This window comes from Aquabacterium sp. (assembly GCF_030652515.1).
In the GTDB taxonomy this organism is placed as follows: domain Bacteria; phylum Pseudomonadota; class Gammaproteobacteria; order Burkholderiales; family Burkholderiaceae_C; genus Aquabacterium.
In genome coordinates this window covers 1-25,393 of record NZ_JAUSAR010000011.1, presented here as the reverse complement: position 1 = coordinate 25,393, position 25,393 = coordinate 1, and the positions used below count along the sequence as shown (strand labels likewise).

At 65.6% G+C, this 25,393-nt stretch carries 18 protein-coding genes and 1 pseudogene; 13 read left to right on the top strand and 6 right to left on the bottom strand.

Features of this window, described 5'->3' with window-relative positions; translation table 11 throughout:
- Complete coding sequence (locus Q7V20_RS02395; RefSeq protein ID WP_304786792.1) at positions 1–3,558, bottom strand: indolepyruvate ferredoxin oxidoreductase family protein; 3,558 nt, start codon at positions 3,556–3,558, stop codon at positions 1–3.
- 293 nt (positions 3,559–3,851) lie between these two features.
- Between Q7V20_RS02395 and Q7V20_RS02390 the strand changes: the two genes are divergently transcribed.
- The 7 genes from Q7V20_RS02390 to Q7V20_RS02360 all read left to right on the top strand — a co-directional run bounded on the left by Q7V20_RS02390 (position 3,852) and on the right by Q7V20_RS02360 (position 12,489).
- Positions 3,852–4,568 (top strand): TetR/AcrR family transcriptional regulator, encoded by a 717-nt coding sequence (locus Q7V20_RS02390; RefSeq protein ID WP_304786790.1) that lies wholly within the window; start codon positions 3,852–3,854, stop codon positions 4,566–4,568.
- A 3-nt stretch (positions 4,569–4,571) separates the two neighbouring features.
- Positions 4,572–6,176: a carboxyl transferase domain-containing protein gene (locus tag Q7V20_RS02385; protein ID WP_304786788.1), complete on the top strand. Its 1,605-nt coding sequence runs from the start codon at positions 4,572–4,574 to the stop codon at positions 6,174–6,176.
- 16 nt (positions 6,177–6,192) lie between these two features.
- Entirely contained in the window at positions 6,193–6,987 is a 795-nt protein-coding gene (locus tag Q7V20_RS02380) for an enoyl-CoA hydratase/isomerase family protein (protein ID WP_304786786.1), read from the top strand.
- A gap of 114 nt (positions 6,988–7,101) precedes the next feature.
- A complete protein-coding gene (locus Q7V20_RS02375) occupies positions 7,102–9,108 on the top strand; it encodes an acetyl/propionyl/methylcrotonyl-CoA carboxylase subunit alpha (protein WP_304786784.1) in 2,007 nt (668 codons plus the stop codon).
- Between the two features lie 13 nt (positions 9,109–9,121).
- Complete coding sequence (locus Q7V20_RS02370; RefSeq protein ID WP_304786782.1) at positions 9,122–10,054, top strand: hydroxymethylglutaryl-CoA lyase; 933 nt, start codon at positions 9,122–9,124, stop codon at positions 10,052–10,054.
- 35 nt (positions 10,055–10,089) lie between these two features.
- Positions 10,090–11,271, top strand: coding sequence for an isovaleryl-CoA dehydrogenase (locus tag Q7V20_RS02365; protein ID WP_304786780.1), 1,182 nt, complete (start codon positions 10,090–10,092; stop codon positions 11,269–11,271).
- Between the two features lie 9 nt (positions 11,272–11,280).
- Complete coding sequence (locus tag Q7V20_RS02360; protein ID WP_304786778.1) at positions 11,281–12,489, top strand: acetyl-CoA C-acyltransferase; 1,209 nt, start codon at positions 11,281–11,283, stop codon at positions 12,487–12,489.
- Positions 12,490–12,496: 7 nt separating this feature from the next.
- On the opposite strand, the gene Q7V20_RS02355 is transcribed toward Q7V20_RS02360, so the two are convergent.
- The 4 genes from Q7V20_RS02355 to Q7V20_RS02340 all read right to left on the bottom strand — a co-directional run bounded on the left by Q7V20_RS02355 (position 12,497) and on the right by Q7V20_RS02340 (position 17,780).
- Positions 12,497–13,654 carry a GGDEF domain-containing protein gene (locus tag Q7V20_RS02355; protein ID WP_304786776.1) on the bottom strand — a complete coding sequence of 386 codons (1,158 nt, stop codon included), beginning with the start codon at positions 13,652–13,654 and terminating at the stop codon, positions 12,497–12,499.
- Positions 13,655–13,787: 133 nt separating this feature from the next.
- Positions 13,788–14,936 (bottom strand): poly(3-hydroxybutyrate) depolymerase, encoded by a 1,149-nt coding sequence (locus tag Q7V20_RS02350; protein ID WP_304786774.1) that lies wholly within the window; start codon positions 14,934–14,936, stop codon positions 13,788–13,790.
- Positions 14,937–15,036: 100 nt separating this feature from the next.
- Positions 15,037–15,519, bottom strand: a complete 483-nt coding sequence (locus tag Q7V20_RS02345) for a DUF1854 domain-containing protein (RefSeq protein WP_304786772.1) — start codon at positions 15,517–15,519, stop codon at positions 15,037–15,039.
- On the bottom strand, positions 15,516–17,780 hold the full coding sequence (locus tag Q7V20_RS02340) for an ABC transporter ATP-binding protein (RefSeq protein ID WP_304786770.1): 2,265 nt from the start codon (positions 17,778–17,780) through the stop codon (positions 15,516–15,518). Before Q7V20_RS02340 ends, Q7V20_RS02345 begins: the two co-directional genes overlap by 4 nt.
- 138 nt (positions 17,781–17,918) lie before the next feature.
- Here Q7V20_RS02340 and cphA (Q7V20_RS02335) point away from each other — a divergent pair, with 138 nt between their 5' ends.
- The 6 genes from cphA (Q7V20_RS02335) (at position 17,919) to Q7V20_RS02310 (ending at position 24,921) form a co-directional block, all read left to right on the top strand.
- Positions 17,919–20,126: a cyanophycin synthetase gene (gene cphA / locus Q7V20_RS02335; RefSeq protein WP_304786768.1), complete on the top strand. Its 2,208-nt coding sequence runs from the start codon at positions 17,919–17,921 to the stop codon at positions 20,124–20,126.
- Between the two features lie 34 nt (positions 20,127–20,160).
- Positions 20,161–22,737: a cyanophycin synthetase gene (cphA, locus tag Q7V20_RS02330; RefSeq protein WP_304786766.1), complete on the top strand. Its 2,577-nt coding sequence runs from the start codon at positions 20,161–20,163 to the stop codon at positions 22,735–22,737.
- A 1-nt stretch (position 22,738) separates the two neighbouring features.
- Positions 22,739–23,080 (top strand): hypothetical protein, encoded by a 342-nt coding sequence (locus Q7V20_RS02325; RefSeq protein WP_304786764.1) that lies wholly within the window; start codon positions 22,739–22,741, stop codon positions 23,078–23,080.
- Positions 23,081–23,174: 94 nt separating this feature from the next.
- Positions 23,175–23,474: a flagellar basal body rod protein gene (locus tag Q7V20_RS02320; RefSeq protein ID WP_304786762.1), complete on the top strand. Its 300-nt coding sequence runs from the start codon at positions 23,175–23,177 to the stop codon at positions 23,472–23,474.
- A 54-nt stretch (positions 23,475–23,528) separates the two neighbouring features.
- Positions 23,529–24,689, top strand: a complete 1,161-nt coding sequence (locus Q7V20_RS02315; RefSeq protein WP_304786760.1) for a class I SAM-dependent methyltransferase — start codon at positions 23,529–23,531, stop codon at positions 24,687–24,689.
- A gap of 16 nt (positions 24,690–24,705) precedes the next feature.
- Entirely contained in the window at positions 24,706–24,921 is a 216-nt protein-coding gene (locus tag Q7V20_RS02310) for an oxidoreductase-like domain-containing protein (RefSeq protein ID WP_230178667.1), read from the top strand.
- A gap of 171 nt (positions 24,922–25,092) precedes the next feature.
- On the opposite strand, the pseudogene Q7V20_RS02305 reads toward Q7V20_RS02310, so the two are convergent.
- Positions 25,093–25,393 (bottom strand): annotated as a pseudogene (locus Q7V20_RS02305) (hypothetical protein); the annotation flags it as partial.

Genomic DNA, 25,393 nt, shown 5'->3' with positions numbered 1-25,393 from the left:
TCAGCCTTCTCCCCTGGCCTGCTGCGTCAACTGGTCCCACCGGGCCAGGGCCTTGTCCATGCTCGCTTGCTTGATGTGACCGTAGCCCTTGATGTCTTCGGGAACACGGGCCAGGGCCAACGCTGGTTCGAGATTGTCCTTGCACAGCTCGGTCAGACGCGACTCGATGCCCTGGCGATACCGTGCAATCCAGGCGCGCTCGGCCAGGCGCTCCTGGGTGCGGCCAAATGGATCGAACATGGTGCCGCGCAAGAACTTGAAGGGGGCCAGGGCCCTGAAGGCCAGGCTCATCCAGGGGCCGAAGCGCTGCTTGACGGCCAAGCCTTGGGAATCTGTTCTGCCCATGAACGGTGGCGCCAGGTGGTAGGAGAGCTTGTAGTCTCCTTCGAACTCCCGGGCCACTTTGTCGTGAAAGCGACGATCTGTCAGCAGGCGTGCGACTTCGTACTCATCTTTGTAGGCCATGAGTTTGAAGAGTTGGCGCGCGACGGCATCCGTCAGCTTGGTCGATCCCAGTTTCTGCTCGGCGGCGCGCACACGGTTGACGAAGGCCAGGTAGTCATCGGCATAGCTGGCGTTTTGGTAGTCAGCCAGAAACTCAACGCGAGACTGGATCAACGCTTCCAGGTTGGTGGCCGTCTTGCGGATGATCTGCACGGGCTGGGCTGGCAGGGCCAGCGACTGCACCGCCGCCAAGTCATGGGCGGCCCGGCAGCCCCATTCAAAGGCCGCCTTGTTGTTCTCCACCTGCACGGCATTCAGCTCGATGGCGCGCAGCAACGCGGCTCGGCTCAAGGGCACCCAGCCTTTCTGCCAGGCGTAGCCCAGCATCAAAGGGTTGGCGTAAATCGTGTCGCCCAGCAGTTGCGTGGCCAATTGGTTGGCGTCCAACCTTGAGACCTGGCCCGGCACGGCGGCCTGGCCAATGACATCATCGCAATGCCCCGCCGGAAACTGCCAGTTGGTGTCACGCACAAAGGCGGCCGTGGGCGTGCCGTGGGTGTTGAGCGCCACGCGCGTGCGCTGGGCGTTCATGGTGGCCAGGGTGCTGGCATTGGCGGTGACGATGGGGTCGCAGCCGATCACGAGGTCGGCCGCCGCGGTGGGCACGCGCGTGGTGTGGATCGCGTCCATGCTGTCGGCGATCTGGATGTGGCTCCAGGTGGCGCCGCCCTTCTGCGCCAGGCCCGCCGAATCCTGCGTGACGATGCCCTTGCCTTCGATGTGCGCGGCCACGCCGAGCAATTGCCCAATGGTGATGACGCCCGTGCCACCGATGCCCGCGACGATGATGCCGTAGGCCTCGTGCGCAGTCGGAATCTCTGGCTCAGGCAAGCCGGGCAAGGTGAAAGGATCGACGCGTTGCAGGCTTTTGGCCGGTGATTTGAGCTGGCCACCGGTCACCGTCACGAAGCTGGGGCAAAAGCCCTTGACGCAGGACATGTCGTGGTTGCAGGTGCTCTGATTGATGTGGCGCTTGCGGCCGAACTCGGTGTCCACCGGCTCCACGCTCAGGCAGTTGGATTGGGTGGAGCAATCACCGCAGCCCTCGCACACCAGCTCGTTGATGACGACGCGCTCGGTCACCGCTGGCATGGTGCCGCGCTTGCGGCGGCGGCGCTTCTCGGTGGCACAGGTCTGGTCATAGATGATGACGCTGCAGCCGGGCTCGTCGCGCATCAGGCGCTGCACAGCGTCCAGGTCGTCGCGGTGGTGCACCGTCGTGTCGGGGGCCAGGTTGGACACGGCCAGGTACTTCTCGGGCTCGTCGGTGACGATGGCGATGCGTGACACGCCCTCGGCCTCCAGCTCGCGGCTCATCTCGGGCACGCGCAGGGTGCCGTCCACGGGCTGGCCACCGGTCATCGCCACGGCGTCGTTGAACAGGATCTTGTAGGTGATGTTGACCTTGGCGGCGATGCTTTGGCGCACCGCCAGCAGCCCCGAGTGGAAGTAGGTGCCATCGCCCAGGTTGGCGAACACGTGCTTCTCGTCGGTGAAGGGCGCCTGGCCCATCCAGGTCACGCCCTCGCCGCCCATCTGCGTGAAGGTGGTGGTGCTGCGGTCCATCCACACCACCATGTAGTGGCAACCGATGCCCGCCATGGCGCGCGAGCCCTCGGGCACCTTGGTGGAGGTGTTGTGGGGGCAGCCGCTGCAGAACCAGGGCGCGCGGTCGGCGTTGGCCTGGGGCACAACGACGGGGGCCCGCTCCTTGGACTCGATCAAGGCCAATCTTTGCGTGATGCGCTCACGCAGGTCGCGGCCCACGGTGTCCAACATGCCCAACTTGTCCAGGCGTTGGGCGATCGCTTTGGCAATCAGCGACGGGTTCAGGTCAGCCTTGGCGCGCAACAACCAGTTGGAGGCCGGGTTGGACATGGACCATTCGCCACCGCTGTGGTCGCCCTGGGTTTCGTTGAACTTGCCAAGCACGTTCGGGCGCACGTCTTCGCGCCAGTTGTAGAGCTCTTCCTTGAGCTGGTATTCAATGACCTGGCGCTTTTCTTCGATCACCAGGATCTCTTGCAGGCCGGTGGCGAATTCGCGCGTGGCGCTGGCTTCCAAAGGCCAGACCACGGCCACTTTGTGCACCCGGATGCCGATCTGGGCGCAAGTCACTTCGTCCAGGCCCAGGTCGTGCAGGGCCTGGCGCATGTCGTTGTAAGCCTTGCCGCTGGCGATCAGGCCCAGGCGCGCATGCTTCGAATCGATCACCGTGCGGTTCAAACGGTTGGCACGCACATAGGCCAGCGCGGCGTACCACTTGTAGTCCATCAGCCGGGCTTCTTGCGCCAAAGGCGAGTCGGGCCAACGGATGTGCAGGCCGCCAGTTGGCATGGCGAAATCTTCGGGCAGGAGGATCTGCACGCGGTCGGGTTCGACCGACACGCTGCTGGACGATTCGACCACTTCCTGGATGACCTTCATGCCCGCCCACAGGCCCGAAAATCGGCTCATCGCATAGGCGTGCAGCCCCAGGTCCAGGATTTCTTGAGCGCTGCTCGGAAAAAACACCGGCAGGCCACAGGCCTTGAAGATGTGGTCGCTTTGATGCGCCACCGAAGAGCTTTTGGCCACGTGGTCGTCACCCGCCACGGCAATGACACCGCCATGCCGGGCGGTACCCGCCATGTTGGCGTGCTTAAAGACATCGGAGCAGCGATCCACGCCGGGGCCTTTGCCATACCAAAGGCCGAAAACGCCATCGAACTTCCGGTGCTCCGGGTACAGATCGAGCTGCTGCGTGCCCCAGACCGCCGTGGCGCCAAGCTCTTCGTTCACGCCCGGCTGGAACACCACGTGGTGGGCCTTGAGGTGCTCCTTGGCGTTCCACAGCGCCTGATCGTAGCCACCCAGAGGCGAGCCACGGTAGCCACTGATGAACCCGGCGGTGTTCAGGCCGGCCGCCACATCTCTGGTGCGCTGCAACATGGGCAAGCGCACCAAGGCCTGGACGCCACTCATGAAGGCGGTCCCGTGTTCGATGGCGTACTTGTCATCCAGCGTGAGCGACGCCAGGGCCTTGAGGACCGAATCGGGTAGCGGAGCGTTCATGACGAACTCCAAGCAGCCACATGCTGCAGAACCAGTGTAGAGATCTTGGCGCGGGCCGTCACCTCTTGATGTGCCGAATAGTCCGCATCACAGGCCGCAATCTTTGGCCTTCAAAGCAATCTGGGGATGCCTTGTCGCACTCACCACCCGGGATTACCCGCCTGAATTTCACCCCTGGTGCATTTCGCCACACATGGCTTTCACTCAAGAACTGAACGCGGAATTTGTCTTGAAATAGCGTTCACATCGCCTTCATATCGATCAATAATTGAGTCGCACTCAACTTACAGATCATGTCAGCACTGCAACGCGTGGCCCCCCGTCGTGTGAAGTCCCAGCTCCGGGTCACGGAGTTGCTGGCGGCTGCACGCCGGGTGTTCTCCGAACAGGGCTTTCACCGCGCCACCACCGCCCAGATCGCCGAGGCCGCGGGCGTGTCCGAGGCCACCGTCTTCACCTACTTTCCGGGCAAGCGCGAGTTGTGCATCCAGGTCATCAAGGACTGGTACGACGAGATCAGCACCGAACTGGAAAGCGAGGTGCCGCGCCTGCTCGGCGTGCATGCCAAGCTCAGCCACGTGGTCAGGCAGCACCTGTTCACCCTGCTGGCCGATGGCTCGGGCATGTGCGCCCTGGTGCTGGGCGAAGGCCGCACCAGCGCGCCCGAGTTGGCCGAGGTCATCACCGACTGCAAACGCCGCTACACCGCACCGCTGATGGATTGCCTGGCGCAGGCCGTGGCCGATGGCGAAGTGCGGCAGGACATGCCCCTGCGCCTGATGCGCGACCTGGTGTATGGCTCGATGGAACACGTGCTGTGGGATTCGATCACCTCGCACAAGCGCCCACCGATCGACGAGACGGCCGAGCAACTGACAGGCCTGATCTGGAGCGCTCTGATGCCGCGCGATGCCTCACTGGATGCCCTGGCGCGCTTTCGCGACGAAGTGGGCGCGGCCTTGAAACAACTGGACAGCCAACGCGCGCCCAAGAAGCGCGCGAGGAAATGAACCATGCCTTTTGAATCCCTCATCAGCCCTCGGTCGGACGAGTTCAAGGCCAATGCGCACGCCATGCAAGCCTTGATCGACGACCTGGACGCGCAACTGGCCCGCATCGCGCTGGGCGGCGGCGAGGGCCCGCGCGCCAAGCATGTGGCACGCGGCAAGCTGCTGCCCCGCGACCGGGTTGACCTCTTGCTGGACCCAGGCACGCCCTTCCTGGAGATCGCCCCACTGGCCGCCCTGAACATGCACAACAACGACGCACCCTGCGCGGGCGTGATCGCGGGCATCGGCCGCGTCTCTGGCGTGGAGTGCGTGATCGTGTGCAACGACGCCACCGTCAAAGGCGGCACCTACTACCCGATCTCGGTCAAGAAGCACCTGCGCGCGCAAGAGATCGCGCAGCAAAACCGCCTGCCCTGCATCTACCTGGTCGACAGCGGCGGCGCCAACCTGCCCAATCAGGACGAGGTCTTCCCTGACCGCGACCACTTCGGCCGCATCTTCTTCAACCAGGCGAACATGAGTGCCCAAGGCATCCCGCAGATCGCCGTGGTGATGGGCTCGTGCACCGCAGGCGGCGCCTACGTGCCCGCCATGAGCGACGAGGCCATCATCGTCAAAAACCAGGGCACGATCTTCCTGGGTGGCCCCCCCTTGGTGAAGGCCGCCACCGGCGAGGTCGTGAGCGTGGAAGACCTGGGGGGCGGTGATGTGCACACGCGCCTGTCGGGCGTGGCCGACCAACTGGCCAATGACGATGCCCACGCACTGGCCCTGGCCCGCCGCAGCGTGGCTCAGTTCAACTGGCGCAAGGCACCGTCGATGGCCTGCCTTGAATCGCGGCCACCACGCTTTGACATCGACGAGCTCAACGGCATCATCCCCACCGACACGCGCAAGCCCTTCGATGTGCGCGAGGTCATCGCCCGGATCGTGGACGATTCCGAGTTCGACGAGTTCAAACCGCGCTATGGCAATACCCTGGTCACCGGCTTTGCCCACATCGACGGCATGCCGGTGGGCATCGTGGCCAACAACGGCATCTTGTTTTCTGAAAGCGCCAACAAGGGCGCGCACTTCATCGAGCTGTGCTGCCAGCGCAAGATCCCGCTGGTGTTCCTGCAGAACATCACCGGCTTCATGGTCGGCCGCAAGTACGAGAACGAAGGCATTGCCCGCGCGGGCGCCAAGATGGTGACCGCCGTGGCTTGCGCCGCCGTGCCGAAGTTCACCGTGATCATTGGTGGCTCGTTCGGCGCAGGCAACTACGGCATGTGCGGCCGCGCCTACAGCCCGCGTTTTTTATGGATGTGGCCCAACGCGCGCATCAGCGTGATGGGGGGCGAGCAGGCCGCCAGCGTGCTGGCCACGGTCAAACGTGACGGCATCGAGGGCAAGGGCGGCCAGTGGAGCGCGGACGAGGAAGCCGCCTTCAAGGCCCCCATCCGCGAGCAATACGAGCAACAAGGTCATCCCTATTACGCCTCGGCCCGCCTGTGGGACGATGGCGTGATCCGCCCGGCGGACACACGGCGCGTGCTGTCCCTGGGCCTGAGTGCCAGCCTGAACGCGCCGATTGGCGAAACGCGCTTTGGCGTGTTCCGCATGTGAGCCCAAGGAGCACCCCATGAACCTGCCCACACTCGACATCCAACGCCACGGCCACGTGGCCCAGGTCTGGCTCAACCGGCCCGACATCCGCAACGCCTTCAACGATGAGACCATCCAGGAGCTGACCCACGCCTTTCAATCGATCGGCCAGGATCCGAATGTGCGCGCCATTGTTCTGGGCGCCCACGGCAAGGCCTTCAGCGCCGGTGGCGACCTGAACTGGATGCGCGCCATGGCCGACTACTCCTGGGCCGAGAACCATGCCGATGCCTCGCACCTGGCCGGCATGCTCTGGGCCATCGCCAACTGCCCGGTGCCGGTGATCGCGCGCGTGCAGGGCGATTGCTACGGCGGCGGTGTGGGCCTGGTCGCGGCCTGCGACATGGCCGTGGCGGTCGACAGTGCGGGCTTTTGCCTGTCCGAGGTCAAGCTGGGATTGATCCCGGCCACCATCGCCCCCTACGTGATCCGCGCCATTGGTGAGCGCTCAGCGCACCGCTACTTCGTGACCGCCGAACGCATGAACGCGCAACGTGCCCAGGCTCTGGGCCTGGTGCAGGAAGTGTGCGCGGTCGATGCGCTGGACACGGTGGTCGATGGCTTGATCCACGCCATCGTCGCCAATGGGCCGCACGCGGTCCGGGCCAGCAAGCGCCTCATCAGGGACACCGCCGGCGTGCCGCTCTCATCCAGCCTGCGCGACCAGACCGCGCGCACCATCGCCGACATCCGGGCCAGTGACGAAGGCAAGGCCGGGGTGAACGCTTTCCTGCACAAGACCACCCCACCGTGGCAAGGCAAGCCCCAATGATGTTCAAGAAAATCCTCATCGCCAACCGGGGCGACAAGGCCGAAGGCCTTGCGGCGAAGCCAAATCGCATGGGCACGCGAAGCGGGCAGCAGTCGATTTCTCCGCGGAGCCACCATGTTCAATAAGATCCTCATCGCCAACCGCGGAGAAATCGCCTGCCGCATCGCCGCCACCGCACGGCGCCTGGGCGTGCGCACGGTGGCCGTTTACTCGGATGCGGACGCCGACGCCGCCCATGTGCACGCCTGCGATGAAGCCGTGCGCATCGGCCCGGCCTCTCCCCGCGAAAGTTACCTACTGGGCGAGCGCATCCTGGCCGCCGCGCAAGCCACGGGCGCGCAAGCCATTCACCCGGGCTATGGATTCCTGAGCGAGAACGCGGGCTTCGCGCAAGCTTGTGCCGATGCGGGACTGGTGTTCATCGGCCCCCCTGCCTCCAGCATCGCCGCCATGGGCAGCAAGTCCGCCGCCAAAGCCTTGATGGAAAGCGCGGGTGTGCCCCTGGTGCCCGGCTACCACGGCGATTGCCAGGAAAGCGCCTTCCTGCAGGCCGAGGCCGATTTCATCGGCTACCCGGTGTTGATCAAGGCCAGCGCAGGCGGCGGCGGCAAAGGCATGCGAGCCGTGCAGCGCAGCGAAGATTTCGCGGCCGCCCTCGCCTCTTGCCAGCGCGAAGCCACCGCCAGTTTTGGCGATGACCGCGTTCTGGTCGAACGTTATGTCACGCGGCCTCGCCACATCGAGATCCAGGTGTTCGGCGACAGCCACGGCCACTACGTCCACCTGTTCGAGCGCGATTGCTCGGTGCAGCGCCGCCACCAGAAAGTGTTGGAAGAAGCCCCCGCGCCCGGCATGAGCGCCGAGCGCCGCGCCGAGATGGGCGCCGCTGCCATCGCTGCCGCGCGTAGCGTGGGCTATGTGGGTGCCGGGACCGTGGAGTTCATCGTCGAGCAGGATGGGTCCGGCCCCACAGGGGTCAAGAACTTCTACTTCATGGAGATGAACACGCGCCTGCAGGTCGAGCACCCGGTGACCGAGGCCATCACCGGCCTGGACCTGGTGGAATGGCAATTGCGCATAGCCTCTGGCGAACCCCTGCCACTCACGCAAGATCAACTCGCCATCCAGGGCCACGCGATCGAGGCCCGCATCTGCGCCGAGAACCCCTTGCAGCAGTTTTTGCCTGCCACGGGCCGCCTGAGCACCTACCGGCTACCCGCCTCGTCCAACTTCAGCGTCAGCCCAGTGCGCGTGGACAGCGGCGTGCGAGAAGGCGACGAGATCTCGCCCCACTACGATTCGATGATCGCCAAGCTCATCGTGTGGGGCCCGACGCGAGAGCAGGCCTTGGACCGCCTGGACACGGCCTTGGGCGATCTGCACATCGCAGGGCTGCACACCAACGTGGCTTTCGTGCGGCGCATCATCCGCACGCCATCCTTCCAGCAGGCCGACCTGGACACGGCCCTGATCGAGCGCGAGCACGATGCGCTGTTTTCACCAGCACCGCTGGACCCGCTGCTGGCCGTGGCCGGTGTCGCAGCCCGCCTGTTGAACGATGAAGGCCGCACGGTCACCGCCGACCCCTGGTCACAACGCGATGGCTGGCGATTGCATGGCGGCACACGCCGACCGCTCGCCTTGAACCTGGACGGCAAGGTCCTCCACGCCTCGTTGGTCTGCCAACATGGCCAACCTCACCAGCTTCAATGCGACGAACAAACCGCCGTGTTTGAGGCCAAGGCATTGGGCCAGGACCGCTTCGACATCACCCTGGCCGGACAACGCCTGACCATGGCCGTCTACCGTCACCGCGATCACTTCGAAGTCTTCGCCCCGTCAGGCCACGCCTTGCTCAGCCTCATCGATCCGCTGGCGCAGGCGAGCAACACACATGCAAGCGGACGCCTCACGGCCCTCATGCCCGGCCGAGTCGTGGCCCTGTTGGTGAAAGTGGGCGACACCGTCAAGCTGGGTGACGCGCTGGCCGTCACCGAAGCCATGAAAATGGAACACACCATGACCGCGCCGCGCGACGGCGTGGTCTCCGAACTGCTGTGCGCCGCGGGCGACCAGGTGCCCGAAGGCGCCGAGCTGCTGCGCCTGGCCGAAGAACCTTGAAATGAAAACAGCCATGCTCCCTCAACACGTCACCCTCGTTGAAGTCGGCCCGCGCGATGGCCTGCAGAACGAAACCCAAGCCGTCAGCGCCACCGACAAGATCGAGCTCGTGCACAAACTGCAGCAAGCAGGTTTGAGCCAGATCGAAGTCACCAGCTTCGTCAGCCCCAAGTGGGTGCCGCAGATGGGCGACAACGCCCTGGTCATGGCCGGCATCCAGCGCCTGGCCGGTGTGCGCTACTCGGTGCTCACGCCCAACATGAAGGGCTTTGAGGGCGCTTTGGCGGCGAAAGCGAACGAGGTCGTGATCTTCGCAGCGGCCAGCGAGGCCTTCAGCCAGCGCAACATCAACTGCTCCATCGCGGAATCCATCGAACGCTTCCGGCCGGTGGTCGAGGCCGCGCATGCGAACGGCATGAAGGTGCGCTCTGCCGTGTCTTGCGCGTTGGGCTGCCCCTACCAGGGCGAGGTCAGCCTCGACCAGGTCGATGAGGTGGTGCAACGCCTGCTGGACATCGGCGCCGACCACATCGGCATCGCCGACACCATTGGCGTGGGCACGGCAGGCCGTGTCACCGAGGTGATGGAGCTGGCCCTCAAGCGAGTACCCATCGCCGAGCTGAGCGGCCACTTCCACGACACCTACGGCCAGGCCCTGACCAACATCCACGCCTGCCTGCAGTTGGGCATCCACACCTTTGACAGCAGCATCGCGGGGCTGGGCGGCTGCCCCTACGCCAAGGGTGCCACCGGCAACGTGGCCACCGAAGACGTGGTCTACCTGCTGCACGGCCTGGGCATCCGCACCGGCCTGGACCTGGACCTGCTGGTCGACGCTGGCGCCTTCATCTCCAACGTGCTGGGCCGCAAGCCAGTCTCGCGCGTGAGCAACGCCCTGCTGGCCAAAAGATCAGCGTCAACCCAAGCGGCCCAGACCGCGGCCTGAGCAAGCCCCCACCATCCCCACCGAGGAGACACCTCATGCACGACCTGCCCGGACTCAACCACCAGCTTGGTGACGACATCAACGCGCTGCGCGACGCGGTGCGCCACTTCGCGCAAACCGAGATCGCACCACGCGCAGCCGCCATCGACCGCGAAGACCAGTTCCCCATGGACCTGTGGCGCAAGCTGGGCGAACTGGGCGTGCTGGGCATCACCGCCGCCGAAGAATACGGTGGCGCCAACATGGGCTACCTGGCCCACATGGTGGCCATGGAAGAGATCAGCCGCGCCTCGGCCTCGGTGGCCCTGAGCTACGGTGCGCACTCCAACCTGTGCGTCAACCAGATCCACCGCACCGGCACCGACCTGCAAAAGCGCAAGTACCTGCCCAAGCTGATCACGGGCGAACACATTGGTGCGCTGGCCATGAGCGAGCCGGGCGCAGGCTCCGACGTGGTCAGCATGAAACTGCGCGCCGAACTCAAGGGCGACCACTACGTGCTCAACGGCACCAAGATGTGGATCACCAACGGCCCCGATGCCCACACCCTCGTCGTCTATGCCAAGACCGAGCCCGAGCGAAATGCACAGGGCATCACCGCCTTCATCATCGAAAAAGGCATGGCCGGTTTCAGCATCGCGCAGAAGCTGGACAAGCTGGGCATGCGCGGCTCCAACACTGGCGAGTTGGTGTTCGACAACGTGAGTGTGCCGGTCGAGAACGTGCTGGGCCAGGTCAATGGCGGCGTGAAGGTGCTGATGAGCGGGCTGGACTACGAGCGCGCCGTGCTGTCGGGCGGGCCGCTGGGCATCATGCAGGCGGTGATGGACAACGTGGTGCCCTACATCCACGAGCGCCACCAGTTCGGCCAGGCCATCGGCGAGTTCCAGTTGATCCAGGGCAAGGTGGCCGACCTGTACACCACCTTGCAGGCGGGCCGATCCTTCGCCTACACCGTGGCCAAGAACCTCGATGCATTGGGGCCGGACCATGCGCGCCAGGTGCGCAAGGACTGCGCCTCGCTGATCCTGTGGTGCGCCGAGAAGGCCACCTGGATGGCGGGCGAAGGCATCCAGATTTTTGGCGGCAACGGCTACATCAACGACTACCCTCTGGGGCGGTTGTGGCGCGATGCCAAGCTGTACGAGATCGGTGCGGGCACGTCGGAGATCAGGCGCATGCTGATCGGGCGCGAGCTGTTTGCCGAGACGGCCTGAGGGGGTGAGATGACGAACGCGCTCGACCCCATCGTGATCCTGTCCGCCCGGCGCACGCCGATCGGCGGCTTCCAAGGTGCCTTGTCATCGTTGAGCGGCCCAGCCCTGGGCGGTGCGGCCATCGCGGCTGCCCTGGCCGAGGCAGGCGTGCCCGGCGAGCAGGTGGACGAGGTGATGATGGGCTGCTGCCTGATGGCCGGCGTGGGCCAGGCACCGGCACGGCAGGCCTTGCGCGCGGCTGGCTTGCCGGTCAGCGTGCCCGCCACCACGCTGACCAAGATGTGCGGCTCCGGGATGAAGACGGTGATGCTGGCCCACGACCAGTTGCGCGCGGGCATGGCCGACGTGATCGTGGCCGGGGGCATGGAGTCAATGAGCAACGCGCCTTACTTGCTGCCCTCTGCCCGATCAGGCCAGCGGCTGGGGCATGGCCAGATGATCGACCACATGTTCTTCGATGGCTTGCAAGACGCCTACGACGGACAGCTGATGGGCGCACACGCCGATCGCATGGCACAAAGCCTGGGCTTTGACCGCAACAGCCAGGATGGCTACGCACTGAGGTCGGTGCAGCGCGCGCAGGCTGCCGTGGCCAGCGGCCTGTTCGCCGCCGAGATCTGCCCCGTTCAAGTGCCAGGCGTCAAGGGCACAACAGGCCGCCTGGTGGACACGGACGAAACGCCAGGCCAGTGCCAGCCCGACAAGATCGCGCGGCTCAAGCCCGCCTTCCGCAGCGTGGACGAAGGCGGCACGGTGACACCAGCCAGCTCCGCCTCGATCTCGGACGGCGCCGCTTCACTGGTGCTGTGCCGCGAAAGCACGGCCAGAACGCAGGGCTGGACGCCGCTGGCCAGGCTCATCGCCCACAGCACCCACGCGGCCGAACCCGGCGACTTTGCCAGCGCCCCCGTGGGCGCCATCACCAAGCTGATGCCACGCGCAGGCTGGACCGTCGAGCAAGTGGACCTGTTCGAGATCAACGAAGCTTTCGCGCTCGTGCCCATGATCGCTGTGCGCGAACTGGGCCTGGACAACGAGAGGGTGAATGTGCGCGGCGGCGCCTGCGCCATGGGCCACCCCATCGGGGCCACGGGCGCCCGCATCATCGTCACGCTGCTGCACGCCTTGCGGCAAAGCGGGGGGCAGCGCGGGGTGGCTGCGCTGTGCATTGGGGGCGGCGAGGCCACGGCGGTGGCGATTGAATTGATGGGTGCTTGACTGAACCTCAGGCACTCGCCACCACGATCTGATTGCGCCCCGAGGCCTTGGCCTGGTAAAGCGCCTTGTCCGCGCGTTCAATCGTTTCATCCATCGTCTCGCCCAAGCGATGAACGGCGATGCCCGCTGAAAACGTCATGCGCAATGCCGGAGCGCTCGCACTGAGACCCATCCCGGCCAGAACCGAACGCATGCGCTCGACCGCGATGATCGGGCTGCCCGGCGGAAGGTCAGGCAACAACACCAGGAACTCTTCGCCGCCCCAACGCGCCATCACGTCGGTTTCGCGCAGCAAGCGCTGGGCCTCGTCGGCAAAACCCCGCAGCACCTCATCACCCACGCGGTGGCCCCAGCTGTCATTCACCTGCTTGAAGTGGTCCAGATCGATGTAGGCCAGCGAGAAGGCCAACACCTCCCGCTGACTCAAGGCGGCATGCTGCGCCAGGACATCGAGCATCTTGCGGCGATTGATCAGACCCGTCAGCGGATCACGCGCCGCCATGTCCTGAATGCGCGCCAACGCCGAGACCAGGTCGGCCGTTTGCCCTCGGAGGTGCTGGCGCATCTTGTGCAGGTGCGCCGCCAGGACCGCCACGGTCGGCACCATCGTCACCAGGAAAATGAAGTACGCCCACTCGACGCGAGGCTGGTAGCGCAAGGGGTCATGCAAACTCTTGATGGCCATCACCATCCCCATGACCACAACGGCATACAAGCTGGTGATGCGCGCACGCCGTGGTGACAGGTTGAAGGCACCAAACACCAGCACCAAGGCCACGAACATGAGCAGGCCCCCATGCGCTTCGCTGGTGGCGCCATAGCAGCCCGCAATCCAGGTCAAGGCCGCCAGCACCTGGGGCAGGGTCAATGCCGGATCGGCAAAGCGCAGGTTGAAACCAGTGCGCAAGGCCATATAAAAGGCCAGGTTCGAGGCGATCATGGCGCACGACAAGGCCCACCCCTCAACGGGTTCCATCAGGTCGGTGTGGATCGCATAGGCGATCAAGCCCACGCACATGACCACCACCAACGCCGACCAAAGCGAGCGCACGATGCGGGTTCGCTGCTCAGGCAGCGAGGTCAGGAAGAAGGTGGCGATCTTGTTCCCGAGCAGAGGCTCTTCGGGAGCAAGCTGCTGAGCCATGGCATGGGACTGCACGCTCATGCGCCTGTTACTGCGAGTGTCATTGGGCCAACTGCTTTTCCATGCATGATTCAAACTGATTGAATGTGCGGCGTTGCATGAAGTTTGAACAGGATTCCTGGTGACAAGAGGGGTTCGCGCGTGACAATCCTGCTCACTGTGCGCCCTTCAGCAAATCATCCATCATCGCCTTCACCGCTTTCATCTGCGGCGCCGACTGCCTGGCAAAGTTCGGCGCCCCCGGGTTCAAGGCTGCGAACTTCTCGGTGTAGCCCCAGAAGTCCCAGCACCCTTTGGGGTTGAACTGGTAGGGGCTGAAGAAGTTGCCCTTGTCGCTGGGCTTGACCTGCGGGTAGAGCACCACGATGCGACCGGCCTCGGCCCAGCGGTTGTAGCCCGCGTCCTTCACGAACTGCAGGCCGAACTTTTTGCCATCCTGCACAAAGTTCTGCCCTTGCTCGCACCCATGGAAAGCCACGTGCAAACGGCACCGGGCACCCGGCTGTTCGCAGGCCTTGGGCACATACGCCCAACCGGTGCTGTCCAGGCTGCTGAACACGGTGGGGTCATCGTAGGTGGCCTGATTGAATTGCTTCAAGGCGCCTGCCTCGGCCGTGCCGGCTTGCATCGCGGGCGTGCTGGGGTACAGCCACTTCAGCAACTCGCCCGCGGCGTCCACATTGCATTGCGTCAGGAAAGGGGTGTGGGTCAGGCTGCAAGCCTGGGTGGCCAGCGGGCTCGGAAAACCATGCCCCGCCTCGGGGTTGGCCTCGTGGTGCACCTGCGCCGCAGGCACGCCCAAACGCTGGTAGAACTTTTCGGCCGCCTTCACGAGTTGGGCGTCCACCACATGGTCCTGGCCGCCCGAGAACAGCCAGATGCGGTGGTTCTTCAAGTGGAAGGTGCCGTCAATGGCACTGGCATTGCCCTTCACCGCCTTCTCGCTGAACGCCAGGTACACATCCGGGTTGAACACCTGGCAACCCGCGCCCATGGCCGTCAGGGCACTCAATAAAAAGTTCTGATCGGCCGGGCACGAGCAGTTGAACATGGCAGCCGACACGCTGCCGCGTGAACAACCATAGGGCCCGCCTGCCAACACCGCCGCGCCAGACAAGGACGCCGAGTACGCCACCTGGAACTGCCCGGCCATGTAGGCCCCTGAAGACAGGCCCGACACGGTGACCGCATCTCGCTGCAAACCCAACGCAGGCAGGCGGGACAGGACCTGGGACTGAACGGCCGCGCTCAAGGACAAGCCCATGAGCGCCGCGCCAAACCTCAACACTGCTGGGGTGAACATGGGCAAGCTCCGCTGACAAACATTGATTGCTGCATTGCAGCATTTTTAAGCAGCTTACCGCCGACCCACCCCAGGTGTAAAGCCCTGGCGCCCGTTCAGTTCACAGAAAGCGCTCCAGCAAACGCCGCGATGCCGCGTCCAGTGCCATCCGGTCGCGCACCGCGAATTGCACGCCGTGGCTGCTGGTGATCAGCAAAGCGCCGCCCGCCAATCGGCGGATGTCGTCCTCGCTCTTGAGCACAAAAATGGCCGGGCCACGGTCGGTGGCCACCGCCCAACTGCTGGGCGTGCCGAAGGTGGACACCGCTTCCAGGCGCTCGATCACCGGCGTGAACTCGCGAAGGGCCAACTCCTCCTGCAGCAGTTGGCGCGGTGCCTCGGGCAGCGCGCTCAGGCGCGCGATCCAGGCCAGCTCGTGGCCATGGGTGTCCACCAGGGACACGCCCTCGTCGGGCGCTGCGATCGGGAAAGCGCGCACGGGCGTGACGCCCTCGTGGTGCACACCCTGCGCATCGGTCAGGACCAGGCGGCCAAAGGCATCGCGGGCCAGGGTGAACGTCATCAATGCATCGCTGCTGCTCATGCCAGAAACTCCGTCTGTTGTTCCTTGCGCGCCTGGGCATCGTACAAACGCCAGTAGGCGCCCTGCTTGGCCATCAGCTCGTCGTGCGGGCCCACCTCGACCACGCGGCCCCGGTCCATCACCACCAGGCGGTCGGCCTTGCGCAAGGTGGACAGGCGGTGCGCGATGGCGATGGTGGTGCGGCCTTGCACCAGGTTGTCCAGCGCCTTCTGGATCTCCTTCTCGGTCTCGGTGTCCACGGAGGACGTGGCCTCGTCCAGGATCAGGATGCGTGGGTCGATCAGCAAAGCCCGCGCGATCGAGATGCGCTGGCGCTCGCCGCCCGACAGGCCCTGGCCGCGCTCGCCCACCCCGGAGTCGTAGCCTTGCGGCAGGCGCAGGATGAACTCGTGCGCATGCGCTGCGCGGGCGGCAGCCACGATCTCGGCGCGCGTGGCCTCGGGCTTGCCATAAGCGATGTTCTCGGCGATGGTGCCAAAGAAGAGGAAGGGCTCTTGCAGCACCAGCCCGATGTGGCGCCGGAAATCGGCCACGCCCACGCGGCGGATGTCGGTGCCATCGATGCGGATGACGCCTTCGCTCACGTCGTAGAAGCGGCAGATCAGATTCACCAGGGTGCTCTTGCCCGAGCCGCTGTGGCCCACCAGGCCGATCATCTCGCCGGGTTGGATGTCCAGGCTCAGATCGCGGATCACGGCGCGGCTGCCGTAGCGAAAGCCAATGCCTTCCATCTGCAATCGGCCTTGCACCGTGGGCAGTGCCACCGGCTGCGTGGGCTCGGGCACGTTCGAGACGTGGTCCAGGATGTCGAAAATGCGCTTGGCGCCGGCCGCCGCTTTCTGCGTGACCGACACGATGCGGCTCATCGAATCCAGCCGGCCATAAAAGCGCCCGATGTAGGCGATGAAGGCGGTGAGCACCCCCACCGTGATCTGCTGGTGAGAGACAAGCCAGATGCCGAAGGCCCAGACCACCAGCAGCCCGATCTCAGTCATCAGCGACACCGTGGGCGAGAACAGCGACCAGGTCTTGTTGAGCTTGTCGTTGATCTCCAGGTTGTGCCAGTTGGCGTCCTTGAAGCGCTTGGCCTCGCGCTGCTCTTGCGCAAAAGCCTTGACCACGCGGATGCCGGGGATGGTGTCGGCAAGCACATTGGTGACCTCGCCCCAGACGCGGTCGATCTTCTCGAAGCCGGTGCGCAGGCGGTCGCGCACCAGGTGGATCAGCCAGGCGATGAAGGGCAGAGGCAGCAAAGTCACCAAGGCCAGCCAGGGGTTGATCGAGAACAGGATGATCGCCGTCATGGTGATCATCAGCACGTCGGTGGCGAAATCGAGCGCGTGCAGCGACAGGAAAACGCTGATGCGGTCGGTCTCCGAACCGATGCGCGACATCAGGTCGCCGGTGCGCTTGGTGCCGAAATACTCCAGCGACAGGTTCAGCAGGTGCTCGAAGGTGGTGGTGCGCAGGTCGGCGCTGATGCGCTCGGACACCAGGGCCAGCACGTAGGTGCGCGCCCAGCCCAGGCTCCAGGCCAGCAAGGCCGAGATCAGCAAACCGCCCAGCAAGGCGGCCACGTACCAGGTGTCGATGGTCTGGCCGCTCTGGAAGGGAATCAGCACCTTGTCCATCAGCGGGATGCTGAGGTAGGGCGGCACCAGGGTGGCGGCGGTGGAGGCCAGGGTCAGGCCGAAACCCAGCGCCAGTTGCCCCTGGTAGGGACGGGCGAAGCGCCAAAGGCGCAGCAGTACCCAGGTTGAAGGGGGCTCATCGTCAGCACCGCGGTCGCAGGCGGGGCATTCGGGGCTGTCAGTGGGCAGGGGGGCCAGGCAGGAGGGGCACAGCGGCAAGGCATCGTCGTCCTGGGCTGGCAGGCCACCCGCTTTCAGCAGCGCCTGCTGGCGATCGAACAATGTCTGGAAACCCTGGGCGGAAGGCCCCCTGGCCATGGTGAAGTGCCAATGGGCCAGCCGCCGATGCGCATCGTGCAATTCCAGGGTGCCGACCCCGGCGTGGTCAACATGCCGCAAGGCCAGCCCGTCGGCCAAAGACCAGGCATGCCAGGCGCCCTCCGGGGCGTCTTGGGAGAGCAGGCGGCGGTCGGTCAGCACCAACACCCCCTGGGAAAACCGCAGATGCGGGTCCAGGTCAACCATCAGGGTGGCTAAAACGTTCTCTTCTTTTGCAAGCTGGGCCTGCAGGCCTGCCTGAGCGTGTTTGGCCAGGGCCCCGCGAGCGTCAACAGGATGATGATGTTGCATTTTGATTTCGTAGCGCAATCGCGGATTCTCGCCGAATCAGGGCACTTTGCGGGTGCTGCTCACCCAAGCAAGCTGAGCCGCCTCAAGCACAATCCCGGGTCGCGCACCGCCTGAACGGTCGCCAGAACGCACAAGAACATGACAAGAATGGACGACATCAAACTGCTGCGCATCAACTATTTGCGCGGCCCCAATGTCTGGACCTACCGCCCCGTGCTGGAAGTCTGGCTCGACTTGGGTTTGCTGGAAGATTACCCCTCCAACCTGCTGCCCGGGTTCAATGATCGGCTGGTGGCCCAATTGCCCGCCCTGATCGAACACCATTGCGGTGTCGGCGAGCGCGGCGGCTTCCTGGAGCGCCTGAAGGAAGGCACCTGGGCTGGCCACGTGCTGGAACACGTGGTGATCGAACTGCTGAACCTGGCCGGCATGCCCACGGGTTTTGGGCAAACGCGCAGCACCTCAACCACCGGCGTCTACCGCATGGTGTTCCGCGCCCGCGATGAGCACGTGGCGCGCACCGCCCTGGCCGAAGGGCACGCCCTGCTGATGGCGGCCATCAACGAACAGCCTTTTGACGTGGCCGCCGCCGTGGCCAAGGTGCGCGACCAGGTGGACGACTGCTACCTCGGCCCCAGCACGGCCTGCATCGTCTCCGCCGCCACTGACCGGCGCATTCCCCACATCCGCCTCAACGAAGGCAACCTGGTCCAGCTGGGCCATGGTGCCCGCCAGCGCCGCATCTGGACGGCCGAAACCGACCTGACCAGCGCCATCGCCGAAGGCATCGCGGGTGACAAAGACCTGACCAAGGGCCTGCTCAAAGCCTGCGGCGTGCCCGTGCCCGAGGGCGAAGTGGTGGACAGCCCAGCAGCCGCCTGGGAAGCCGCGCAAGACATGGGCCTGCCCGTGGTGGTCAAGCCCAGCGACGGCAACCATGGCCGGGGCGTGGCCCTGGACCTGAAGACCCAGGCCGAGGTCGAAGCCGCCTTCGAGGTGGCCGACAAGCACGGCAGCGAGGTGCTGGTTGAGAAATTCATCCGTGGCCACGAGCACCGCCTGCTGGTGGTGGGCGGCAAAGTGGTCGCCGCCGCCCGGGGCGAAGCCGCCTGGGTGACCGGCGACGGCCGCTCCACCGTCATGCAGTTGATCGACGCACAGTTGAACACCGACCCGCGCCGAGGCCTGAACGAAGACTTCCCGCTCAACGTCATCAAGCCCCTGGAAGACGAGGCCGTGCTGCTCGACCTGCAGCGCCAGAACCTCAGCATCGACGCCATCCCCGATCCCGGCCGCCAGGTGCTGATCCAGCGCAATGGCAACGTCGCCCTGGATTGCACCGACGACGTCCACCCCGAGGTGGAACACGCCGTGGCCCTGGCCGCCCGGGTGGTGGGCCTGGACATCGCGGGGGTCGACGTGGTCGCCCAAGACATCTCCCGCCCTTTGAAATCGCAAGGCGGCGCCATCGTTGAAGTCAACGCCGGGCCCGGTCTGCTGATGCACCTGAAACCAGCCGAAGGTTCGCCTCGCCCCGTGGGCCGCGCCATCGTCGATCACCTCTTCCCGGAAGACGACGACGGCCGCATCGCCATCGTGGGCATCACCGGTTCGCAAGGCACCAGCACCTTGGCGCGCCTGATCACCTGGCTGATCCACTTGAGCGGCAAGTACGTGGGCCTGGCCTGCCGGGACGGCCTGTTCCTGGACCGCCGCCAGGTTGAGCGACAGGACGCCGCCCATTGGGAGGCCGGCCACCGCCTGCTGATGAACCGGTCGGTGGAAGCCGCCGTGTTCGAAAGCGGCGCCCACGCCATCCTGCGCGATGGCCTGCCTTATGACCGCTGTCACGTGGGCGTGGTCACCGACCTGGAAGGCGCGGCCGATCTGGCCGAGTTCGACATCAGCGAGTCCGACCAGCTCGTCAAGGTCATGCGCACGCAGGTGGACGTGGTCTTGCCCGAAGGCTCGGCCGTGCTCAACGCGAACGACGAGCGCATCGCGGCCATGGCCTCGCTGTGCGACGGCCAGGCTGTGCTGTATGGCGAAGACCCGCAGCTGGCCACCATCGTGAGCCACCGAGCCGAAGGTGGCCGCGCCGTCTTCATGCGCCAGGGCATCGTCGTGCTGGCCAATGGCGCTTTTGAAAACACCCTGAGCGAGCTGAGCAACCTGACCTTGCGCCAAGGTCGCGGCACGCCCGTCTCATCAAGCACCCTGCTGGCCGCCGTGGCCGCCGCCTGGGCGCTGGACATCAAGCCCGACCTGATCACCGCGGGCATCGAAACCTTCGACGCTGATCTGTCGCCAGCGCGGCCCACGCTGGGTTTCACCTACGCCCGCTGAAGAAGCAAAGCACAAGAAGAAAGAAGACACGCTGATGGACGTTTCCCGCATCCGGGCACTGAGGGGTCCCAACCTCTGGAGCCGACACACCGCCATGGAGGCCATCGTGGCCTGCACCGAGGCCGAACGCTCGATCGTCAACCTGCCGGGCTTCGAAGCGCGTGTGCGTGCGCTGTTCCCGACCATCGGCGCATTGCAGCACCGGGGGGCCAACACCAAGGTGTCGCTGGCTCATGTGCTGGAAACCGCCGCGCTGGCGCTGCAAGCCCAGGCTGGCTGCCCCGTCACCTTCAGCTGCACCGCTGTGACGGTGGAGCCCGGCGTGTACCAGGCCGTGGTCGAGTACTCGGAAGAAGCCGTGGGCCGCCTGGCCTTCGAGCTGGCCCAGTCCTTGGTCAACGCCGCCCTGAACAACACCGAGTTCGACGTGGCCGCGGCCATCACGCAATTGCGCGAGCTGGATGAGAGCGAGCGCCTGGGGCCCAGCACCGGCGCCATCGTGGACGCCGCCATCGCGCGTGGCATCCCGTGGCGGCGCCTGACGCAAGGCAGCCTGGTGCAGTTCGGCTGGGGCTCGCGCCAGCGCCGCATCCAGGCCGCCGAGGTCGATTCCACCAGCGCCGTGGCCGAGTCCATCGCGCAGGACAAGGACCTGAGCAAGAAGCTGCTGCACGCCGCCGGGGTGCCCGTGCCCATGGGCCGCCCGGTGCAGTCGCTGGACGAAGCCTGGGCCGTGGCCCTGGAGATCGGCCTGCCCGTGGTGGTCAAGCCGCAAGATGGCAACCAGGGCAAGGGCGTGACGGTCAACATCGTCAGCCGCGATCACCTGGACATCGCCTACAAGGCCGCCTTCGAGTACGGCGAAGTCATGGTCGAGAAGTACCTGCCCGGCGACGATTTCCGCCTGCTGGTCGTGGGTGACCGCCTGGTGGCCGCTGCCCGGCGCGACCCGCCGCAAGTGATCGGCGATGGTCAGCACACCGTGCGCCAGTTGGTCGACATCGTCAACCAGGACCCCAAGCGTGGCGAGGGCCACGCCACCTCGCTCACCAAAATCCGTTTCGACGAGATCGCCGTGGCGCGGCTGGGCGTGCAAGGCCTCAAGCCCGACTCGGTGCCTGACAAGGGCCGCCGCGTCATCCTGCGCAACAACGCCAACCTGAGCACCGGCGGCACCGCCACCGATGTGACCGACGACGTGCACCCCGAAGTAGCAGCCCGCGCCGTGGCCGCCGCCCAGATGGTCGGCCTGCACATCTGCGGTGTTGACGTGGTCTGCGAGACCGTGCTCAAGCCGTTGGAAGAACAGCACGGCGGCATCGTGGAAGTGAACGCCGCGCCCGGCCTGCGCATGCACCTGACGCCCTCCTTCGGCAAGGGCCGGCCAGTGGGCGAGGCCATGGTGGCCGAGCTCTTCGGCCCCGGCGACGATGGCCGCATCCCGGTCGTGGCCGTCACCGGCACCAATGGCAAGACCACCACCGCACGCCTGATCGCGCACCTGCTGGCCGCCACCGGCCTGCGCGTGGGCATGACCAACACCGACGGCGTCTACGTCGAAGGCCGCCAGATCGACAGCGGCGATTGCAGCGGCCCCAAGAGCGCCCGCAATGTGCTGATGCACCCCGATGTGGACGCGGCTGTGTTCGAGACCGCGCGTGGCGGCGTGCTGCGCGAAGGCCTGGGCTTTGACCGCTGCCAGGTCGCCGTGGTCACCAACATCGGTTCGGGCGACCATTTGGGCCTGAACTACATCACCACGGTGGAAGACCTGGCCGTGCTCAAGCGTGTGATCGTGCAGAACGTCTCGCCCAAGGGCTATGCCGTGCTGAACGCCGTTGATCCCAATGTGTCGGCCATGGCCAGCAAGTGCGTGAGCGAAATCATCTTCTTCGCGCAAAGCCACCACCACCCCGTGATGGCCACGCACCGCGCGCAGAACAAGCGCACCGTGTTCGTCGATGGCGACTCGATCGTGGCCGCGCAAGGCGCCTGGCGCGAGCGCATCCCGCTGCGCGACATCCCCATCACCCGCAACGGCACCATCGGCTTCCAGGTCGAGAACGTGCTGGCCGCCGTGGCGGCCGCCTGGGGCGTGGGACTGGACTGGGACGCCGTGCGCAGCGGCCTGGCCAGCTTCGTGAACGACGCCGACAACGCCCCCGGCCGCTTCAACGTGATGGACTACAAGGGCGCCACCGTGATCGCCGACTACGGCCACAACCCCGACGCCATGCGCGCCCTGGTCTCGGCCGTGGAAGGCATCCCGGCCAAGCATCGCTCGGTGGTCATCAGCGGCGCTGGCGACCGCCGCGACGACGACATCCGTGAGCAGACCGCCATCCTGGGCGACGCCTTCGACGACGTGCTGCTCTTCCAGGACGCCTGCCAGCGCGGCCGCGTCGATGGCGAAGTGCTGGCCTTGCTGCGCGACGGCCTGAAAGACGCCAAGCGCACCCGCAACATCGACGAGATCCGCGGCGAGTTCGTGGCCATCGACACCGCCTTGCACCGTTTGTCTCCGGGGGATCTGTGCCTGATATTGGTGGATCAGGTAGAAGACGCGCTGGCACACTTGGCCAAACGCGTCGCCGAATCCACGCCATCCTGAGATGAACCACCTGCACCTGAAAGCCCTGACCGTCGCCCTGCCCCTGGCTGCCCTGCTGGGCTGCGCCACGGTGCGGGTCACCCCTGTGGCCACGGGCAGCGGTGAAGCGGCCTACGAGCTGGCGGGCACCAGCATCGCGCAGTTGGAAGCCGAGGCCCAGCGCCTGTGCCCGCATGGCTACGACGTGCGGCGCCAGGCTCACCACTACCAGCGCATGGCCAACGACCAGCTCTACCCCGTGCGCCTGTGGGACCGCATCACCGGCAACCTCAACACCCCCACCAACGACAAGGCGCAGATGGCCGTGCTGTGCAAAGCGCCACCCAAAGCGCCTCCGCCATGAACAATTCCCGCCCTGGCCACTTATCGGTCAGCGCGGTCTGCGGATAAGACCTACATTTCATTGACAGCTTGTGTCATTGATCTTGAGGTTCACCATGAACGCAGTCTCATCGATCGGCCGATCCGGCATGACCGCAGCCCTCCAGCAACTGGACAGCTCGGCCCACAACATTGCCAACGGGCAAACAGCGAACTTCAAACGCGAGGTCGTCAGCCAGCGCGAGTTGCCCAATGGCGGTGTGGCCACCACCGTCGAGCAAACCCAAACCATCGCGCACGACCTGGCCGCCGACATCGTCAAGCAGATCTCGTCCACCTATTCTTTCCAGGCCAACCTGCACACCGTGCGCACCCAGCAAGACATGATGGGCACGCTGATCAACCTGCAAGCCTGACGGATCGACGACGTCAGCGCAGTCGCCTGACTTACACTCATTGGGAAAGCCCCAATGAGCCTCACCACACCTTCCCCTTCTGCGCTTGAAGCGCCTTTCCCCTTGGTCCATTGGACCGAGGCCGAGCAGGATCAATCCGCCCGCTGGCGCTCTGAAAGCGCCACGCCCCCGCCCAAGCGCGTGGTGCTGGCCGATGACCGCATGAGCGCCGACACCGCGTACCGGCTGGCCTGCGAAGGCACCGGATTGCTCTGGCGTGGCGACTACCAGAACGCCCGCCACCTGGTGCAGGCCTTGTCTCGCCGGGCTGACCGCAAGACGCGCAAGACTTCATCCACGCCTGCCGAGGCCTTCAACCTGCACCGCCAGGCCCAGGCCCAGCGCGCACGCGTTCTGGCTTCGGTGTTGATCCCCTTGGGCGCTGACTACGCGATCCCACTGCGCCGCGCACCCGATGCACAGCAAGCGTGTGAAGAGGCCTATGGCCCCGGCACCGAGGCCAGCGTGGTCTCTTTGCGCGAACTGTTGGGCCTGATCGGCGCGCACGAGTGGCGCAAGAAAGGGGTCGAGATCCCTTTCCTGAAAGACCGCATCCACCCTCACTACGGCGTGTTCTCGCCGGTGCGGGGCGAGTACATCGACTTGTTGGCCAAGGCCCCGCTGCCCGCCAACAAATCCGTGGCTTTCGACATCGGCACGGGCACCGGCGTGATCGCCGCTGTGCTGGCCCGCCGTGGTGTGAGCCGCGTGATCGCAACCGACCAGGACCCGCGCGCCCTGGCCTGCGCACGCGAGAACATCGACCGGTTGGGCTTGGCTGCCCAGGTTGACATCGTGCAGGCAGACCTCTTTCCCGAGGGCCGCGCCCCATTGATCGTCTGCAATCCACCGTGGGTGCCCGCCCGCCCCAGCTCGCCCATCGAGCACGCGGTTTACGACCCCGACAGCCGCATGCTGAAGGGCTTCCTGAACGGCCTGGCCGCGCACCTGGAGCCCGGCGGCGAAGGCTGGTTGATCATGTCGGACCTGGCCGAGCACCTGGGCTTGCGTTCGCGGGCCGAATTGCAGGCGACCATGGATGGCGCTGGACTCACCGTCATCGATCGCCTGGATGTGAAGCCCCGCCATCCCAAGGCCACCGACGACAACGACCCTTTGCACGCGGCCCGCCAGGCCGAGCTGACCTCGCTGTGGCGCCTTGGGGTTCGTGCCTGAGTTGACGTTGACGTTCATGGACTTTCCGCTCACCGATCTGGCTTCGGCCCAGCGCATGTTTGCGGCCCTGCAAGCGCAGGCCCAGGCACGTGGGGTTGAGTTGCGCCCGCCTCCGCCCGAACCCACCAGTTGTTGTGGGCGTGGCTGCAATGGCTGCGTGTGGGAAGGCTTCTTTGCGGCGGCGGCCTATTGGCGCGATGAGGCGCTGCTCATCCTCGACGACTCTTTCTGAGTGGCTTTGTCCGCTGAGGGTTGATCGCTTTATCTGGTAGCGCGGGGCGCGGGCTGGTGCGGTCTCCGGCAGGGCTTCAGCTTGGTGGTCCCGCTGGTAGCGGGACTGCCTTGCGATGCTCGTGCCGAGGTGGGGCCGTGGAACTCGTTTCGCGGCCTTTGGCCGCTGCACTCAAACAACCACGGCCAGGCAGATGACGATGCGCGCTGTCGCGCGCCACCTCGGCACTGCGCTTCTCAGCACCAAGCCAGGCGCCCCGCCGGAGACCGCCCCAGCCCTTTTTCGCCCCGCTGGTGGGCTGCCACGGCCGCAATCGTGCTGCGCCACCAGCGGGGCGATCAGGGATGAGGCGGAGGCGGGCGGGGCGACTTCGGGGGCGGCGAGGCGCACAGGCCACGGCGGGTTGCCCCTCGCGCAGCGAGGGGTCGGCGAGGACTGTTTGAGCTGGCCGTAGGCCAGCGAGTTCCGCAGC